Annotated in this window: 17 protein-coding genes and 1 tRNA gene; 7 read left to right on the forward strand and 11 right to left on the reverse strand. The window is 67.8% G+C overall.

Annotation, left to right across the window (positions count from 1 at the left end; translation table 11 throughout):
- Nucleotides 1–36: 36 nt before the first annotated feature.
- The 5 genes from BMW88_RS18345 to BMW88_RS18365 all read right to left on the reverse strand — a co-directional run bounded on the left by BMW88_RS18345 (nt 37) and on the right by BMW88_RS18365 (nt 4,139).
- Nucleotides 37–927: a glutaminase gene (locus tag BMW88_RS18345; RefSeq protein ID WP_089952100.1), complete on the reverse strand. Its 891-nt coding sequence runs from the start codon at nt 925–927 to the stop codon at nt 37–39.
- 21 nt (nt 928–948) lie between these two features.
- The gene (locus BMW88_RS18350) at nt 949–1,548 is read right to left on the reverse strand and encodes a DUF6801 domain-containing protein (RefSeq protein WP_089952102.1); all 600 of its coding nucleotides are present in this window, start codon (nt 1,546–1,548) and stop codon (nt 949–951) included.
- Between the two features lie 143 nt (nt 1,549–1,691).
- Nucleotides 1,692–2,849, reverse strand: a complete 1,158-nt coding sequence (locus BMW88_RS18355; protein ID WP_089952104.1) for a PucR family transcriptional regulator — start codon at nt 2,847–2,849, stop codon at nt 1,692–1,694.
- A 58-nt stretch (nt 2,850–2,907) separates the two neighbouring features.
- The gene (locus BMW88_RS18360; protein WP_089952106.1) at nt 2,908–3,576 is read right to left on the reverse strand and encodes a GAP family protein; all 669 of its coding nucleotides are present in this window, start codon (nt 3,574–3,576) and stop codon (nt 2,908–2,910) included.
- Nucleotides 3,573–4,139 (reverse strand): TetR/AcrR family transcriptional regulator, encoded by a 567-nt coding sequence (locus tag BMW88_RS18365; RefSeq protein WP_089952108.1) that lies wholly within the window; start codon nt 4,137–4,139, stop codon nt 3,573–3,575. The genes BMW88_RS18360 and BMW88_RS18365 overlap by 4 nt, the downstream gene beginning before the upstream one ends.
- A 117-nt stretch (nt 4,140–4,256) precedes the next feature.
- On the opposite strand from BMW88_RS18365, the gene BMW88_RS18370 reads away from it, so the two are divergent.
- The 7 genes from BMW88_RS18370 to BMW88_RS18400 all read left to right on the forward strand — a co-directional run bounded on the left by BMW88_RS18370 (nt 4,257) and on the right by BMW88_RS18400 (nt 9,407).
- The gene (locus tag BMW88_RS18370) at nt 4,257–5,141 is read left to right on the forward strand and encodes an ABC transporter ATP-binding protein (protein ID WP_089952110.1); all 885 of its coding nucleotides are present in this window, start codon (nt 4,257–4,259) and stop codon (nt 5,139–5,141) included.
- Nucleotides 5,138–5,845, forward strand: coding sequence for an ABC transporter permease (locus tag BMW88_RS18375; protein WP_089952112.1), 708 nt, complete (start codon nt 5,138–5,140; stop codon nt 5,843–5,845). The genes BMW88_RS18370 and BMW88_RS18375 overlap by 4 nt, the downstream gene beginning before the upstream one ends.
- Nucleotides 5,842–6,984 carry a sensor histidine kinase gene (locus tag BMW88_RS18380; RefSeq protein WP_218148112.1) on the forward strand — a complete coding sequence of 381 codons (1,143 nt, stop codon included), beginning with the start codon at nt 5,842–5,844 and terminating at the stop codon, nt 6,982–6,984. Before BMW88_RS18375 ends, BMW88_RS18380 begins: the two co-directional genes overlap by 4 nt.
- Nucleotides 6,981–7,586 carry a response regulator transcription factor gene (locus tag BMW88_RS18385; RefSeq protein WP_089952114.1) on the forward strand — a complete coding sequence of 202 codons (606 nt, stop codon included), beginning with the start codon at nt 6,981–6,983 and terminating at the stop codon, nt 7,584–7,586. The genes BMW88_RS18380 and BMW88_RS18385 overlap by 4 nt, the downstream gene beginning before the upstream one ends.
- A 167-nt stretch (nt 7,587–7,753) precedes the next feature.
- Nucleotides 7,754–7,836, forward strand: a tRNA-Leu gene (locus tag BMW88_RS18390).
- Nucleotides 7,837–8,121: 285 nt separating this feature from the next.
- On the forward strand, nt 8,122–8,397 hold the full coding sequence (locus BMW88_RS18395; RefSeq protein ID WP_245777886.1) for an AbrB/MazE/SpoVT family DNA-binding domain-containing protein: 276 nt from the start codon (nt 8,122–8,124) through the stop codon (nt 8,395–8,397).
- Nucleotides 8,394–9,407 carry a tyrosine-type recombinase/integrase gene (locus BMW88_RS18400; protein WP_245777887.1) on the forward strand — a complete coding sequence of 338 codons (1,014 nt, stop codon included), beginning with the start codon at nt 8,394–8,396 and terminating at the stop codon, nt 9,405–9,407. Before BMW88_RS18395 ends, BMW88_RS18400 begins: the two co-directional genes overlap by 4 nt.
- Nucleotides 9,408–9,467: 60 nt before the next feature.
- Here the strand turns inward: BMW88_RS18400 and BMW88_RS18405 are convergent, their stop codons facing one another.
- From BMW88_RS18405 to BMW88_RS18430, 6 genes are all read right to left on the reverse strand, one after another.
- Nucleotides 9,468–10,343 (reverse strand): helix-turn-helix domain-containing protein, encoded by an 876-nt coding sequence (locus BMW88_RS18405; protein ID WP_177221169.1) that lies wholly within the window; start codon nt 10,341–10,343, stop codon nt 9,468–9,470.
- 229 nt (nt 10,344–10,572) lie between these two features.
- On the reverse strand, nt 10,573–11,397 hold the full coding sequence (locus BMW88_RS18410) for an aminoglycoside phosphotransferase (RefSeq protein ID WP_245777888.1): 825 nt from the start codon (nt 11,395–11,397) through the stop codon (nt 10,573–10,575).
- A gap of 2 nt (nt 11,398–11,399) precedes the next feature.
- Complete coding sequence (locus tag BMW88_RS18415; protein WP_089952118.1) at nt 11,400–12,143, reverse strand: AAA family ATPase; 744 nt, start codon at nt 12,141–12,143, stop codon at nt 11,400–11,402.
- Between the two features lie 18 nt (nt 12,144–12,161).
- Nucleotides 12,162–13,067, reverse strand: a complete 906-nt coding sequence (locus tag BMW88_RS18420; RefSeq protein WP_089952119.1) for a radical SAM/SPASM domain-containing protein — start codon at nt 13,065–13,067, stop codon at nt 12,162–12,164.
- Between the two features lie 93 nt (nt 13,068–13,160).
- Nucleotides 13,161–13,901: a 5-formyltetrahydrofolate cyclo-ligase gene (locus BMW88_RS18425; protein ID WP_425434662.1), complete on the reverse strand. Its 741-nt coding sequence runs from the start codon at nt 13,899–13,901 to the stop codon at nt 13,161–13,163.
- 6 nt (nt 13,902–13,907) lie between these two features.
- Entirely contained in the window at nt 13,908–15,083 is a 1,176-nt protein-coding gene (locus BMW88_RS18430) for a helix-turn-helix domain-containing protein (protein ID WP_089952123.1), read from the reverse strand.
- Nucleotides 15,084–15,085: the final 2 nt, after the last annotated feature.

Raw genomic sequence — 15,085 nt, forward strand, 5'->3', positions numbered from 1 at the left:
TCACCCCGTCTTCCTACCACCCCGTTCCGGCGGCGGTCAGAACACCGACCAGCCCGTGAGAGTCGTGAACCGGTCCAGCGCGTCGACCCCGGCCACGGAGTTGCCGCGGGCGTCCAGACCGGGGCTCCACACGCAGATCGCGCACCTGCCGGGGACGACCGCGATGACGCCGCCGCCGACGCCGCTCTTGCCGGGCAGGCCGACGCGGTAGGCGAACTGGCCGGCGGCGTCGTAGGTGCCGCAGGTGAGCATCACCGCGTTGACGCGCTTGGCGCCGCTGACGCCGAGCAGCCGGGTACCGTCGTTGCGGACGCCGTGACGGGCGAGGAACAGGGTGGCCCGGGCCAGGTCCGCGCAGCTCATCGCGATCGAGCACTGCCGCACGTACTCCCGCACGACGACGTCGACGTCGTTGCGCATGTTGCCGTACGAGCTCATGAAGTGCGCGAGAGCGCGGTTGCGATCGGAGTGGCCTAGCTCGGACTTGGCGACCTCGGGATCGACGTCGAGGGCCGGATTGCCGCTCTCCCGGCGCAGGAAGCCGAGCAGCCGGTCCGCGGCACCGAGTCCGAGGTGGTCGGTGACGACGAGCGCGCCGGCGTTGATGAACGGGTTGCGCGGGATGCCCTGCTCGGTCTCCAGCTGCACGAGCGAGTTGAACGGCGACCCGGACGGCTCGCGGCCCACGCGCGACCACACGCCGTCGTCCCGGGACAGGGCCAGCGCGAGGGTGAAGACCTTGGAGATGCTCTGGATCGAGAACGGCGTGAGGTGGTCCCCCGCGCCGAAGACCTCGCCGTCGAGGGTGGCGACGGCGAGGCCGAAGGCGTGCGGGTCGGTCCTGGCGAGGGCCGGGATGTACCCGGCCACCTCACCCCCTGGCGTGACCTCGGCGGCGATGCGGTTCACCAGTTGCTGGAGCTCCATGCCGCCGATCCCACCACGGGATCAGGAGGCCGCCACCGGGAACTCGTGGAACTTGGTGACCTGGCCGGGCTTGACCGTGCAGGGGACGTGCACGACGCCGATCCACGTCGGCTCGCCGTTGGCGTAGCGCGGCGTCAGCGCGAGGTCCGCGTTGCCGAGGTTGATCGTGGTCGGGCCGGCGTTCGCGAGCGTCAGCCCCGGCAGGGTGCCGGTGGCGACGACCTCGAAGGAGCCGGAGGAGGGCACCGGCGTGTTCGGGATGGTCAGCGTCGACGTCAGGTTCTGGACGCTGCCGGCGTTGTCCACCGCGATGGTCGTGGTCATCGTGCCGTCGACGGAACGGCCGCCGATCCACCACAGCGTGTTGCGGACGTCGTCGGACACGGTGGTGGTGACCGTCGCCGAGGCCGGCGCGGTCGGCACCCCGACGACGGCCGAGTCCGGCAGATTGGGCGAGCTGACCACGGACGGCATGTCGTGCGTGCCGGCGATCGAGAACTGGCACGAGTAGGTGATGTTCAGCTCCGCCTCGGCGGCCGAGCCGGTGCCGGCGGTCGCCACGCCGAACGCTCCGGCGAGCAGAACGCAGGCGGCGGCACGCGCGAGAAATCCGGTCTTCATCTGCAGGGACCTCCTGAGTACGACATTGAACTGCAAGAAGGCGGTGTTGCGTTACTCGCCAGTAAAGTAACCGCGCCGCATTCCGGGAGGCAAGCGAAAAGGCGCTTTTGTCATCCGCGTGCGGAATTGCTTCCGGCGATTTGTCAGTCACGCTGCAACAAATAGTGGGCGCGCAGTGCGAGTTCGAGGGTGAAGCGCTCCTCGGCGTCGTGCATCCGGTCGCCGAAGAGTTCGTCCAACTGGTTCACGCGGTAGCGGACGGTCTGCGGGTGCACCTGCAGCCGGGCGGCGACCTCGGGCGCGCCGCCCCGCGCCGACAGCCACACGAGCAGCGTCTCGGCGAGCTTGGTGCGCTGCCGGTCGGTGAGCGGGGCGAGCGGCGCGAGCGCCCGTTCGGCGAGCTGGCGGGCCAGGAACTCGTCGGCGAGCAGGGTCAGCTCGACGAGGTGGTCGGCGCAGTCGAGGACCGGCTGGTCCGGCAGGACCTTCGCCCTGACCAGGGCGAGCACCTGCCGTGCGCAGGTCAGCGACCGGCGGGCCTGGGCCGGCGCCACCGGCAGTCCCACCGCGGCCCGCCACCCCGGCAGGGCCCGGCGCAGCCGCTGCGGCACGGCCACCGGGTCCGGCACCAGCAGGTAGGGCGTGGCGTCCTCGAAGTTGACCAGCACCTCCGCGGGCAGGTCGCCGACCGGCGCGGCGGAGGGTTCCAGGGCCACCGCGCACAGCCGGCCGGGCATCGGCCAGGCCGCCGCCCGCGCCGCGTCCAGCACCGCCTGCCAGTTGCCGGCCGGGTCGCCGACGAGCAGCTCCATCAGCTTGCGGCGCTTGCGCTCCAGCGTGCCCGCCGCACTCGCCTGGGCGGCCGCGTAGCCCTCGACCGACAGGCTCACCAGCTCGTCGACGTGGGCGAACATCGCCTCGCCCAGCACCGAAACCAGGTGCAGCGGCAGCCCGCGCCGCTCGGCGAACCCGCAGACGTGCCGCCAGGCGATCCGCGCCCCGATCCGGTAGGCCGCCTGCAGGCTGTCCAGGCTGCGGCCGGACTTGAACTCCCAGGCGCCGAGCTTGCGGTGGATGTCGTCGTGCGGGTCCGGCTCGGACTCCGGCGCGGCGATCCGGTCGACGAACTTCACCAGCGCCTGCCGAATGCCGTCGACGACGTTGTCCCGGAACCGGCTGTATTCGGGAATGGCTTTCTCGATGGCCTCGAAAATGCTCAGCGACACCGGCGCCACCTCCATCCGGAGCAGCGGCGCCAGCTCTCGCGGGACCGATCTGCGCGGATCGTCCGGCTGAGTCATCCTCGCGAGTGTAGGAGGAAAACGAAACCGGGTCGTTCAGCCAACCGGACCAAGTGGTTCACATCAGGAACAACCGCGCGACCGCGTCGCGTGCCACCAGGAACCCGGCGATGCCGAGGACCCAGCCCGTGGTGCTCGCCCCCTTCTCGGTGAACCACGTGGAGATCCGGTTCAGCAGGGGCTCGACCCGGCGGCGCAGCGCGAGCCTGGCCGCGAGCAGGACCACCGCGGGCACGATCATGACCAGGCAGTACCCGGCGAGCAGCAGCCCGACCTGGGCGGGCCTCAGGTCGGCGGCGCTCATCATGCCGATCGCGCCCAGGTACGGCAGCATCGTCGCGAGCTCGACCACACCCGCCAGCACCGCCACGCCCGCGAGCGCGAGCACGGACCCGTTGGCGCTGATCCGGTCCCGCCACTTCCCCGTGTTCGGCTTCTTCTTGCTGTCGAACCGGAAGCTGATGACGAACAGGAACACGCCGATCGCGAGCTGTACCCACAGGGCGACCGGGCCGTCGAGGTGGCCGGCCACCTGCGAGGCGCCGAGCACGATCAGGACGCCGACCACGAAGTAGAACACCGTGATCGTGCCGAGGTAGACGCCGAACCGGCTGAGCCTCAGCCGCCCCGGTGTGAGCATGAGCCAGATCGGGATGAAGAGCGTCCCGATGCTCGTCGAGTCGAGCAGCGCCAGTCCCGCCAGCGCCGCCACCAGTCCCCAGGTCATCCGTTCCCCCACAGTCTGGCGAGGTGGCGGGCGATCACCCGGCTCGCCACCTCCGCCGTCATCACGTCCGGCTCCAGGGCGCGTTGCGTCGTCACCCCGTCGACCAGGGCGGCGAGCCCGACGGCCTCCCCGCCGTCACGACCCGCCACCTCCAGCACATGCCGGCACAGCTCCCTGATCTCTTGTGCACCCACTACGTGCCGTTGCAGCAGCACGGGATTGGCCGCCGCGCGTGCGGCGAACGCGAGCCACACCCGTGCACGCGCCGCGTCGTCGACGAGCGCGATGGCGCACAACGCCTTGTGCAGCCGGTCCTGAAGGCTCCCCTCTTGGTTCAGCACCTCCCGCACGCTCGCGGTGAGCTCCTCCACGAGCTGGTCCTGCGCGAACAGCAGCAGCTCGTCCTTGCTGCGGAAGTACTTCTGCAGCAGGCCCGTGGTGGCGTTCAGCTCCCTGGCGATCCTGGGCAGGCTCGCCGCGTCGAGCCCCTCGGCGTCCACCACCCGGTAGAGGGCGGCGACCACCTGCTGACGGCGCTCGACGGGATCCGCGTGTTTTGGCACGACCGTTAGATTACGTCCTTAATCTAACGGTCGCAAGTCGCGTCCATGACATCTGTCATGGGGAACTGATGTGGGGCGGCACTGCCCAACGGCCGTCTCGGCCGAGATCGTGAACGCATGACAGCGATCGAGGTGCGCGGGCTGACTCGCCGGTACAGCGGGGGTTTCGAGGCCGTACGCAACGTGTCGTTCGACGTCGAGCGCGGCGAGATGTTCGCCCTCCTCGGCACGAACGGCGCGGGCAAGACGTCCACAGTGGAGGTGGTGGAGGGACTCTCCCGCCCGGCCGAGGGGACCGTGCGGGTGCTCGGGCACGACCCGTTCAGCGAACGCAGGCTCGTCCGGCCACGGGTCGGCGTGATGTTGCAGGAAGGCGGCTTCCCGCCCGACCTGACGGTGAGCGAGGCCACCGGGATGTGGGCGGGGACGCTGACCTCGCCGCGGCCGGTCGACGAGGCGTTGTCCCTGGTGGACCTGACGCACCGGGCCTCGGTGCGGGTGAAGCAGCTCTCCGGCGGCGAGCGGCGCCGCCTCGACCTGGCGCTGGCCCTGCTGGGCAAGCCCGAGGTGCTCTTCCTCGACGAGCCGACCACCGGGCTCGACCCGGAGAGCCGCCGCAACACGTGGAAGCTGATCCGTGCGCTGCTGCTCGAAGGCGTGACCGTGCTGCTGACCACGCACTACCTGGAGGAGGCGCAGGCGCTGGCCGACCGGCTCGCGATCATGCACCGCGGCCGGATCGTCGCGCAGGGAACGGTCTCGGAGGTCGTGGACGCCTACCCGGCCCGCATCTCGTTCGTACCGCCCGAGGGCGTGCCCCTGCCGGTCGTGGTGGAGGCGGAGGTGTCGGGGCGCGTGACGGTGCGGACCAACAACTTGCAGGAGTCGCTGCACGAGCTGCTCTCGTGGGCTCACGCGAACGGCGTCGTGCTGTCCGGTCTGGACGCGCGGTCGGCTTCGCTCGAGGAAGCGTTCCTGGCGATCGCGGAGGAGGCGGCATGAGGGCCGTGGCCGTGGGCAAGGCCGAGCTGAAGCTGTTCTGGCGCAACCGGACCGCGCTGTTCAACTCGCTGGTGCTGCCGTTGTTGCTCGTGCCGCTGCTGATCTCGGTGGACCTCGACGGCAGGGCCCTGGTGGTCGGCGTCATCGGGTTCGTGCTGCTGATGGCGGTGTACTACAACCTCGTCACCACGTTCGTGGCGCGGCGCGAGGAGCTGGTGCTCAAACGGCTGCGCGTCGGTGAGCTGACGGACCCGGAGATCCTCCTCGGCGCGTCCCTGCCGTCCGTCGTCGTGGGCCTGGGGCAGACGGCGTTGTTCGCGGTGATCATCGGCGCGATGACGGACGTGGCGCTGCCGGCCCGCCCGTGGTTCCTCCTGGCCGGCGTGGCCGGCGGCGTGGTCGTGTTCGTGCTGCTCGCGGCGGCGTCCTCGGCGTTCACCCGCACCGTCGAGATGGCGCAGGTGACGTCACTGCCGGTGCTGATGGCGTGCATGCTGGGCTCCGGGCTGGTGATCCCGCTGTCCGCACTGCCGGAGCAGGTCGCGTCGGTGCTGGAGTTCCTGCCGCTGACGCCCGTGCTCGACCTGCTGCGCGCCGGCTGGGAAGACGGTCCGGTGCTGCGCCCGATGCTCGTCCTGGCGGTGTGGACCGGCCTCGGGACCTACGCTGTACGCCGGTGGTTCCGGTGGGATCCTCGGAGGTGAGCTTGCTCGGCTGGTGGTCGTCACGTGGCAACGCGGCGCGGTTCGACCTGTTCGTCCGCGGCACGTTCTACGTGACCTACCTGTTCCTGCCACCGCTGCTGCTCCTGGGCATGGCCGGCGAGATCGGCACGGCCGCCGTCCTCGTACTCACGACGGCCGTGCTGGTCCACACCCTGCTCAGCGTGCGGCTGGTCCACCTCGGCATCGAGCACTACCTCGGCAGGGTCCCGTACCCCCGGCTGTGGCTGGCGATCTTCCTGGTCGTCACCTGCGTCGTGCTGGCCGCCGGAGAGCTCGCCTACCCCCACCCGGCTCCCGGCAAGCCCGACAGCCCCGCCGACGGCATCGCGGTGCTGCTCCTGGTGCTGACAATCACGGCGCTCTCCACGGTGCTCCGCCCGCTCCCCCTGACCCTGGCGACCGCGGCGGGCAGCACCTTCCTCTTCCTCACCGCGCCCCCAGGCCACGCGATGGCGATGAGCCTCATGCTGGCGTTCGTGGCGCTCGCCTTCCGCACCACGCTGTGGATGCTCAGCCTGGTCTGGGAGCTCGACCGCTCCCGCGAGGTCCGCGCAAGCCTCGCCGTGGCCGAGGAACGCCTCCGCTTCGCCCGCGACCTGCACGACGTGGTCGGCCGCAACCTCTCCGTCGTGGCCCTGAAAGCCGAACTGGCGGCCCAGCTGGCCCGCCGCGGCCGCACGTCGTCCGCCGTCGACGAGATGCTCGAGGTCCGCCGCCTCGCCCAGGACTCGATGGACGAACTGCGCGCCGTCGTGAGCGGCTACCGCACCGCCGACCTGTCCGTGGAACTGGCCGGCGCACGATCCCTGCTCGCCTCCGCGGGCATCGACTGCCGCGTGATCGGCGACGTGACGTTCGACGGCGAACCAGCCGGCGCGCTGGGCTGGGCGGTGCGCGAGGGAGTGACCAACGTGCTGCGCCACAGCGAGGCCCGCACGTGCACGATCATGTTGCGGGGCAAGAAGCTCACGATGTCCAACGACGGCGCCTCGACCACCGGCTTCCGCTTCGGCAGCGGCCTGACAGGCCTGCGTGAACGAGTCTCGGCCCTGGGCGGCTCCGTGACCGCGGCGTCCGAAGCCCCCAACCGCTTCGTGCTGACCGTGGAGCTCCCGTGATCCGCATCCTGCTGGCCGACGACGAACACCTGATCCGCGGAGCCATGGCCGCCCTGCTCTCCCTGGAAGACGACCTGCAGGTAGTGGCCCAAGCCGCCACCGGCGCCGAAGCCCTGGCCACCGCCAGGGTCGTCCACCCCGACGTAGCCGTGATCGACCTGCAGATGCCGGACCTCGACGGCGTCTCCGTGGCCCAAGCCCTCGCCACCGACCTCCCCACCTGCCGCACCATGATCGTCACCAGCCACGGCCGCCCGGGCCACCTGAAACGAGCCCTGGCCGCAGGCGTGCGGGGCTTCCTCCCGAAAACCGTCTCGGCGGACGTCCTGGCCACCGTCGTCCGCACCGTCCACACAGGAGGCCGCTACGTCGACCCGGCCCTGGCCGCCGAAGCCATCAGCGCCGGCGACAGCCCCCTGACCCCACGCGAGGCAGACGTCCTGGAACTGGCCCTGGAAGGCGCCCCCATCGACGAAATAGCCCGCCGAGCCTCCCTATCCCCCGGCACGGTCCGCAACTACCTCTCCTCAGCCGTGGGCAAAACCGGCGCCTCGAACCGCCACGAAGCAGCCCGCTTCGCACGCGCCAAAGGCTGGATTTAGGTCCCCCGGCCCCTCGAGACCGCCGCACAGAGTTTCGGCCAGACGCCACACCCCCACCACCTGCGCTACCAGCACAAACATCGCCCGGCACCCCCGATTTTGGCCCACGGCGACGATCATGTAACCTATGCACACACCACGGCGAGAGCCGAGGCAGAACTGAATACGTCCGGGTGGCGGAATGGCAGACGCGCTAGCTTGAGGTGCTAGTCCCCGCAAGGGGGTGGGGGTTCAAGTCCCCCCTCGGACACGAAAAAGTGGCACGTGTGCCACGTCTACGTGACAGGTGCTCAAGTACGCTTGAGCACCTGTTTTGCGTTTCGGCGCCACTTCCGGGTGGCGTTCGATGACCATTTCCTACATCCGTCCCATCGTTCCTGACACCGCGCCAGGAAACACACGGGGCGCATCTGCCCGTATTGCCGGTCAGCCTCTCCCGCTTATCGCCGTTCCGGTATCACCGCCGCAACGGCTGAGCAACGTCCTGTACAGCGTCGCCACGGTCGACGAACGCGGCCGGGTCGCTGACCGCCAGATGACCGCCGCGTTGAACTGGACCGCCGCAACCCGCCTGAGCATCCGCGAACACGACGGCCTGCTGGCTGTGGCCGCCGACCCGCACGGCGTCTTCAAGCTCACTAGACAAGGACACGTCCGGCTACCGGCCGACGCCCGTCGAGCAGCGCACCTGGGTACCGGCGACCGGGTGCTGCTCGTCGCTCACCTCGACCAGCAGACGGTCACGGTGTTCCCGCCCGGCGCGCTGGACCAGTTGGTGCTGCCCGTCCTGCAAGGCGGTGAGGACCTGTGACCGGCGCACCGACCCAGGCTGAGCTCGACGCCGCACGCTTGGTTCTCGACCGGATGGGTGTGACGGCGGAGGACCTGCTCAAGGCTGTGAAGTCGCCGGCCCCGACCTTCGCCGAATACATCCCGGTCGTGGCTGCGGCCGTGAGCGACGGCACCCGCCGCGCCTACAGCCCGTACTGGAACCGCGTCCTCGATCAATGGGCGGACATCTCACTCAGCGACCGCACTCCCACCGACATCCAACGGCTGGTCCAGCACATCAAGGCGAACCTCACCGTGCGCCGTAACACCCGCAACGGCAACTCCGCTGCCGAGCACCTGATCGCCGCGTTGCGCTGCCTCTACCGGCATGCCGTCAACGACGAACTAGTCGACGAACGCTCCAACCCGGCCGCAAAGGTGCCGAAGCCCCGACGCCAGCCCAGCAACCGGCGGGCGTTGTCCGGCAAACAGATGAACCAACTCAACGATGTCGTCGCCACCACGGGCAACGACCCTCAACTCGATTCGCTGATCATCCGGTTCCACACCGAGACCGCTGCCCGTCGCGGCGGCGCGCTGGCCCTGCGCCCTAAAGATCTCGACGAGGAGCAGTGTCTGGTCTACCTCCGGGAGAAGGGTGAGTCCTCACGGTGGCAACCGGTCTCCCCCACGTTGATGTGGCACCTGCTCCAGCACGTCGAACATCGCGGCGCACCGATGAACGGTCGTCTCCTGCGCTACGCGGACGGCCGCCCGATCACCTATCACCGCTACGACAACCTGTGGAATCGCGTCGGCGAGAACCTCGCGTGGGCGGGCAAACAAGGCGTGAGTACGCACTGGCTCAGGTACACCACACTCACGTGGGTCGAACGGCAATTCGGCTACGCCGTCGCCCGTGCGTTCGCCGGACACAACGACACCAACACCGACGCAGGGAGCACTACGACCTACGTCCGGGCGACCCTCGAAGAAGTCGCCACAGCGCTGGCCGCGCTCACCGGTGAGCACCACCCGCTGGCCGCGTAGCTGATTCCAGGAACGTTGGGGCTGCCTGCTCATGGCACGGGCGAGCAGGCAGCCCCCGACTCACAACCTGTAGCCGCCGGGGAAGGGCACGCCAGCGGCCAGTGCACCTGGTAGGTGCCTGGCGGGTCCCGAGGAGTCAGCGGCCGACAACCGCTCGCCGAGTTGGAGCAGCATCGTTTTGGACTGTTCCTCGTTGAGGCTGGATCTGTCGAGCGAGCGGACAATCTCCTGGTAGCTCTCGACCGCTGTTTTGTCTTCCTGGATGAGCGTGGAGTTCTCGTGTTCGAGGAAGACCAGTGGCTCGTACGCCGGGAAGGTCAGCTGAGTAAACGCCCCGCTCATGCCTGCGTGAGCACCGACGGCCGTCGGCAAGATCCGGATCGTGACGTTGCTGCGAACCGCCATCAGCAACAGGTGATGCACCTGGCCGACATGAACGTCATGTCCACCGACAGGCAGATGTAGCGCCTGCTCGTGGAGGTAAACCGCGCACTGCACCCCACCGCCGAACAGCAGTTCCTGCAACTCCTGCCCAGCCTTGACACGTCGGTCCATCTCCCCGTCCGGCACATTCGGACAAGCCGAGATCGCCGCACGCAGGTGGTCCACCGACTGCAGAAACACCGGAATCCCGTAGGGATGCCACGTGGTCAGGGTCTTCGCCGCCGCAACGTTCTGGACGAGCGTGCGAAGCCGCACCGGCACACACGAGCCGTGCTGCTGCCACCACCCTTTGACATACGTCTCGGGCAGGAGGTTCAGCAGGCGGTCACGTTCCTCAACGGCCGTGCGGCAGACCCCCAGCAGAAGAGCAAGTTCGGTCTCGGTACATCCGATCTTGCCGTTCAGGAAGTCCGACAGCTTCGCCTCCTGCCAGCCGACGAGTTCAGCGACCCGTCGCGCGGGCATTCCGGAGGCCTTGATAGCCGCCCGCACGCCTTCACCGAACTCACGGCCACGAGCCGTGGAGCATCTCTGCGGCATGAGAGTTTCCTTGCAGTAGCTGGGATCTGTTGTGCCAGGCACAATCAGCCAACTGCTCCACCGCAGGTCAGACCAGCTCATCAATCGCGCAGCGACCTAGCACGAATCCCGCAACTGCTATGTCTCACCTGCAGAAACACCGCTGGTCGCCCGATCGGGTGTTACGTCATGGCCAGACCGCTCACATGAGCGATTCGGCGTGGACCGCGAGCACCGCGGCGAGATCGGGGTGATCACCCTTGTCCATCCGGCGGAAGAGCCTGGATGCGACGTAGAGCTGGGCAAGCCGGCCTGGCTCTGACTCCAGCACGTCGCCGAAGACGGAACGAACCCGCTCGACCATCTCCGGCACGAGCAGGCTGTAACAGAGCAAGGTCGCGGCGTCGGTGCCCGCTGGACCACGTCCCCACCACTCCCAGTCGAGCAGGCCGAAGCCCGGCCCCATGAGATTGGCCCAATGCAGATCTCCGTGCACCGTTTCCCACTGGGAGACAACGGGTTTCATGGCATCCCCGAACCGCTGCCGGATTCGGTTGCTGACCAGTTCCTGGTCCGCGTTGACCCGATTTGTTGGCGTGGAAGCGACCGCGTCGATCGTGCGGCGGAGTTCAGCCCACCATGCGTCGGGCAGGTCGATCGGTTCGCGAAGCGCATCGGTGTGGGAGCACGGCAAGCCTGGCAACAAGGTCAGCACCTCGGCGCGCTGTTGCCGGTACTCCTCCCACTCGTAGACGTCCAGCACGCGAGGTTTGGCCAAGTCGGTGAACACGTTGGCGTCGAGGTTGCCAGTCCAGAAGGCGCCATCGATCCACTGCTTGTTCTCGGACACCACCCTCAACCAGAACCGCTCCTCACCGCGACCGGCAAGGGCGCCAATCGAGCGATCGATCCAACCGAGCCGAGGCTCGCCGATTAGAACAAGACTGAAGTGCGCTGCGGCTCGCTGAAGGTTCTCGCGCATCCATTCGCGGAACTGGGCATCGGCGTCGCTGAGGTCGACGGGCACCGCTACTCCTCGGTGACGTAGCGCAGATAGACCTCGGGCGTGGCCATGTACCGGCGCCAGTGGTCGACCAGCGCGAGGTCCTCCCACTTCGTCCGTTGGAAGCCGTGCTCCCCCACTTCGATGATGTCGGCGTCCGGTGTGGACGCCAGGATCGGTGAGTGGGTCGCGCAGATGATCTGCGCACCCGACTTGCCGAGCTCGTACATGAGGTGCATCAGCCGCAGGCAGGACTGGAACGACAGCGCGGCCTCGGGCTCGTCCATCAGGTAGAAGCCCGGTTCGCGGAACATCGCGGCGAACACGGTGAGGAAGCCCTCTCCGTGGCTCATCTCGCTCGTGTCCTCGTCCCAGTACCCGTTCATTCCGCTGACCGCGTTCATGAACCCGAACGCGGTCTCCGCACGCAGGAAGTAGCCCTTGCGCTTCGTCCGCGGACCGATGCGGTGCCGGGCACCGAGAGCGGTGGTCTCGAACCGCACCATCTCACCGAGCTCTGACTTCGGCCGGTCGTTGACGTACTTCCGTCCAGCCCGCCCGCCCTGCCCATCCAGCCCCCAGGCCTCGGCGAAAGCCTCGACCAGCGTGGATTTGCCGGAGCCGTTCTCGCCGACCAGGAAGGTCACCGGCCGCTCGAATGTCATCCCCTCGTCGGCCAGCTGGGCGACGCACGGCACGTCGAGCGGCCACGGTCTCCGGGAGCCACGGGACAGTAGCTCTTCGGGGATGTACGCGCGGCGGGCGAGCATAGGTGGAAGTTCCTTCGATCAGTCGTAGTCCGGAGCGCAGGCTCCCGAAGGTACGCAGTTGCCGGCAGGTCGACACGCCGGGCTGCAGCTCGGCCCGCACTGCGGATCACACATGTTGGGCACACACGGGTTTAGGGGCCGCCGAGCGAACTCCGTCGCGAGCACAGCTGCAGTCTCCGTCATCCTCGATCCCGTCAGGATGTCGGCGAGCGACTCCTCCCGCACGTTCCCTACCGGTAACCATCGGGAGAACACGCACGGCCACACCGACCCGTCCGGTGCGATCGCGACCCTACCGTCACCACACTGACCACACAGTTCACCGAGGTCAGGCCCACGATCGCGGACACCGCGGCCGACCTGGCGCAGACGATCGATCCGCACCTCGCCGACGACCCCAAGGTCTCTTAGCTGCGTCACTGCCTCGTTGACGCCTTGCCTCTCATCGACGTCGATCACGCCCACCCGTACCGGAATCGATCGCCGAACAGCTTCTATAAGGTTCGACCTCGTCCGCTCGTAACTTCGCCGACCTCGTGTGATCCGTTCATGCTGCTCGGCCGCATCCGAGTAGTAGCTGGTGGCGAGCTGGACGCCGGACCGCGAGAAGACCTCCCACAGCTCCGGGCGGACGTGCACCAGGTTCGTGAACACTTCGACCCTCAGCCCGCGGTCAAGCGCGTGATGGACGAGGCCAGGCAGCGCACGGTGCAGAGTCGGCTCTCCCCCGATGAACTGGACCATCCTCGTTCCGAGGCCGGCGAGCTGATCGATCGACCTAACCCAGTCCTCGGCAGTCATCGCACCGTGCGAACCAATCGGGCCAGAGTCGGCATAGCAGTGGTCGCACTGCAGCTGGCACTTTCCAGTCAGTTCGAGCCACGCGAACGTCACCTGCGTTCGCAGGTCAGGTTGAGCCCCCACGTGTTTCCCCTCGCTTCTCGCGCTCCGCCGTACTACCTGCGTAGTTGTTGGAGGCACTCCAAGCCAGAAGACATCGCTGAGCCGATCAGGTAGTCACAGGCCAGACACGTTGCGCTGAGCTGCCCGCGACGCGAGCGCCGGAATGGCAGCGATCTTCGCTGGATCCAGCTCCGACCACAGGATCCCCGCCGGACGTCGAGGCGGTCCACACTCGATGACCTGAGTCGGGGTGACGATCAGGTCGACGGAGAAGTCGTGGCTGGTCTCCGGGAGGTCTCCCTCGACCACCTGGAGATCGTGGACCGTCGTCACAATCGTCGTCGCCTCACTGATCAGCCCTGCCTCCTGCAACAGGGCGACTTCGATGTCGGCGTATCCCGCGCCCTTGCCGAGCCTGACACCTCGGCGGTTCACCGCCACGGTTCCACACACGAGCAGGTCGATCTTCGGCATCTCGTCCGTGTCGACGGTCCTCGCGAACAACGCGGCCTTCTTCGGCACCGCCGCTTCCTCTGGCGAAACAGGCAGCTTCGCCGGGTCAAGCTCGTAGAACGGCTTCTCAGCAGCGATCTTCGGAACCGCCACGTAAAGCAGCTTGCCCTGCTGAAGACCCAGCACCCTGACCGGAGCCTGCGGCTTGTCCGGGACTGCCTTCACCACGCGCGCAAGCTTCCAGACCGACAACTCCGCGAGCCTCTGAGCAGCCAGCTCAGCGCCCACGAAGTTCGGGATCGAGCCGTGCACGTCCGGTTGAGCGGCGCGGTGTTCGGTGAGCAAGTCCCAGACGCGGTGGCGGATCTCGTTCTTGGCCTCGTCCGGATTCGCCACAGGCAAACCTTTCTACGACGCCGCCATCATGGTGAAAAGGCGGTCATACACCTGATCTACCACAGGTTCCTTCCGCCAGGGACGGAGTTCCTGGGCCACGCCGAAGATCACCTTGAGGCCACCGCCGCCCCATGTGGCCTCGACGGAGTCGATCGCGATGTGCAGGGCTGCCGCGGCGTGATCGAGTTCGCGCTGTTGGATGTGCGCCAAGCTCAAATTCGCCAGCACGATGCTGCGCGACTTCGAGCGGGATGGTGCTTGGGATGCAACCCGTTCCAACGTCAACTGGGCTTTCGATGCCTCGTTCAAGCGCAAGTAGCAGGACCCTGCCAGGCGGTCGTGTTGTGTTTCGGAGAACATCTCGACGACGGGTTCGTCGGCCGAAATCCGTCCGAAGTGGTCTTGCGCTCGTTCCAGCGAACGCTCACACGCGACGCGTTCGCCGAGCATCGCCCGTGCTTCAGCTGCATGTATTTCTGCCAGCCCCGTCAACACATCGCTGTGCCCTCGAGCCACGTCGGCCGCACGTTCAGTGAGAACCAGGCCCTCGGCTGGATCTTCGGTGCCGTAGAGCTCGACGTACGACGTGCGCAGAAGCGCGATTGCTTCCAGCACCGGATCATTGATCTTGCGTGCTGCTTCGGCCGCAGTCGTGAAATGCCCCTTCGCGGCATCGTGATCGCGACGCTGAGATGCATCCCAGACGAACTGGCCCATCAGGGTGGAGGCTTCCGCTTCGGCCGCGAGCAGGTCCCGCTTCACCCGGTACTCACGTGCGTGTTCGCGCAGCAAACGGGTCTGGCCGAGCGCCTGCCCTGCCTCAGCCAACAGCCCGGTCGACCGCTCACCGTCGTACCTGTGGCTCAGCAGAGCGATGTGCTGGCGCAGTTCCGCCACCGTGACGAGGTCGACCTTCGATGGATTCGCGAGCGCACGATCTAGACGATCGGTGTCCGCAGTCTCGTCTGCCGGCGAATCCGCCTGCGGATTCAGAAGATCGATCAGTTCCTGAACGGACACCTCCAGTGCCGTCGCGAGACGCGGCTGCAGCCAGGGTTCCGGAGTGGACTTGCCCTGCTCCCAGCGACCGACGGTTCCGGGAGTGATTCGCAGGAGCTCGGCGAGGCTCTCCTGTGAATACCCCATGGCCCTGCGGCGGGCGGCCAGCCCTTTCCTCGGCTTCGCCATCG

Source organism: Lentzea xinjiangensis, assembly GCF_900110955.1.
Taxonomy (GTDB): Bacteria; Actinomycetota; Actinomycetes; order Mycobacteriales; family Pseudonocardiaceae; genus Lentzea; species Lentzea xinjiangensis.

Coding starts and splice junctions, on each gene's coding strand:
- BMW88_RS18345 (WP_089952100.1), bottom strand. CDS start 927: ATGGAGCTCCAGCAACTGGTGAACCGCATCGCCGCCGAGGTCACGCCA.
- BMW88_RS18350 (WP_089952102.1), bottom strand. CDS start 1,548: ATGAAGACCGGATTTCTCGCGCGTGCCGCCGCCTGCGTTCTGCTCGCC.
- BMW88_RS18355 (WP_089952104.1), bottom strand. CDS start 2,849: ATGACTCAGCCGGACGATCCGCGCAGATCGGTCCCGCGAGAGCTGGCG.
- BMW88_RS18360 (WP_089952106.1), bottom strand. CDS start 3,576: ATGACCTGGGGACTGGTGGCGGCGCTGGCGGGACTGGCGCTGCTCGAC.
- BMW88_RS18370 (WP_089952110.1), top strand. CDS start 4,257: ATGACAGCGATCGAGGTGCGCGGGCTGACTCGCCGGTACAGCGGGGGT.
- BMW88_RS18375 (WP_089952112.1), top strand. CDS start 5,138: ATGAGGGCCGTGGCCGTGGGCAAGGCCGAGCTGAAGCTGTTCTGGCGC.
- BMW88_RS18395 (WP_245777886.1), top strand. CDS start 8,122: ATGACCGCCGCGTTGAACTGGACCGCCGCAACCCGCCTGAGCATCCGC.
- BMW88_RS18415 (WP_089952118.1), bottom strand. CDS start 12,143: ATGCTCGCCCGCCGCGCGTACATCCCCGAAGAGCTACTGTCCCGTGGC.
- BMW88_RS18430 (WP_089952123.1), bottom strand. CDS start 15,083: ATGGCGAAGCCGAGGAAAGGGCTGGCCGCCCGCCGCAGGGCCATGGGG.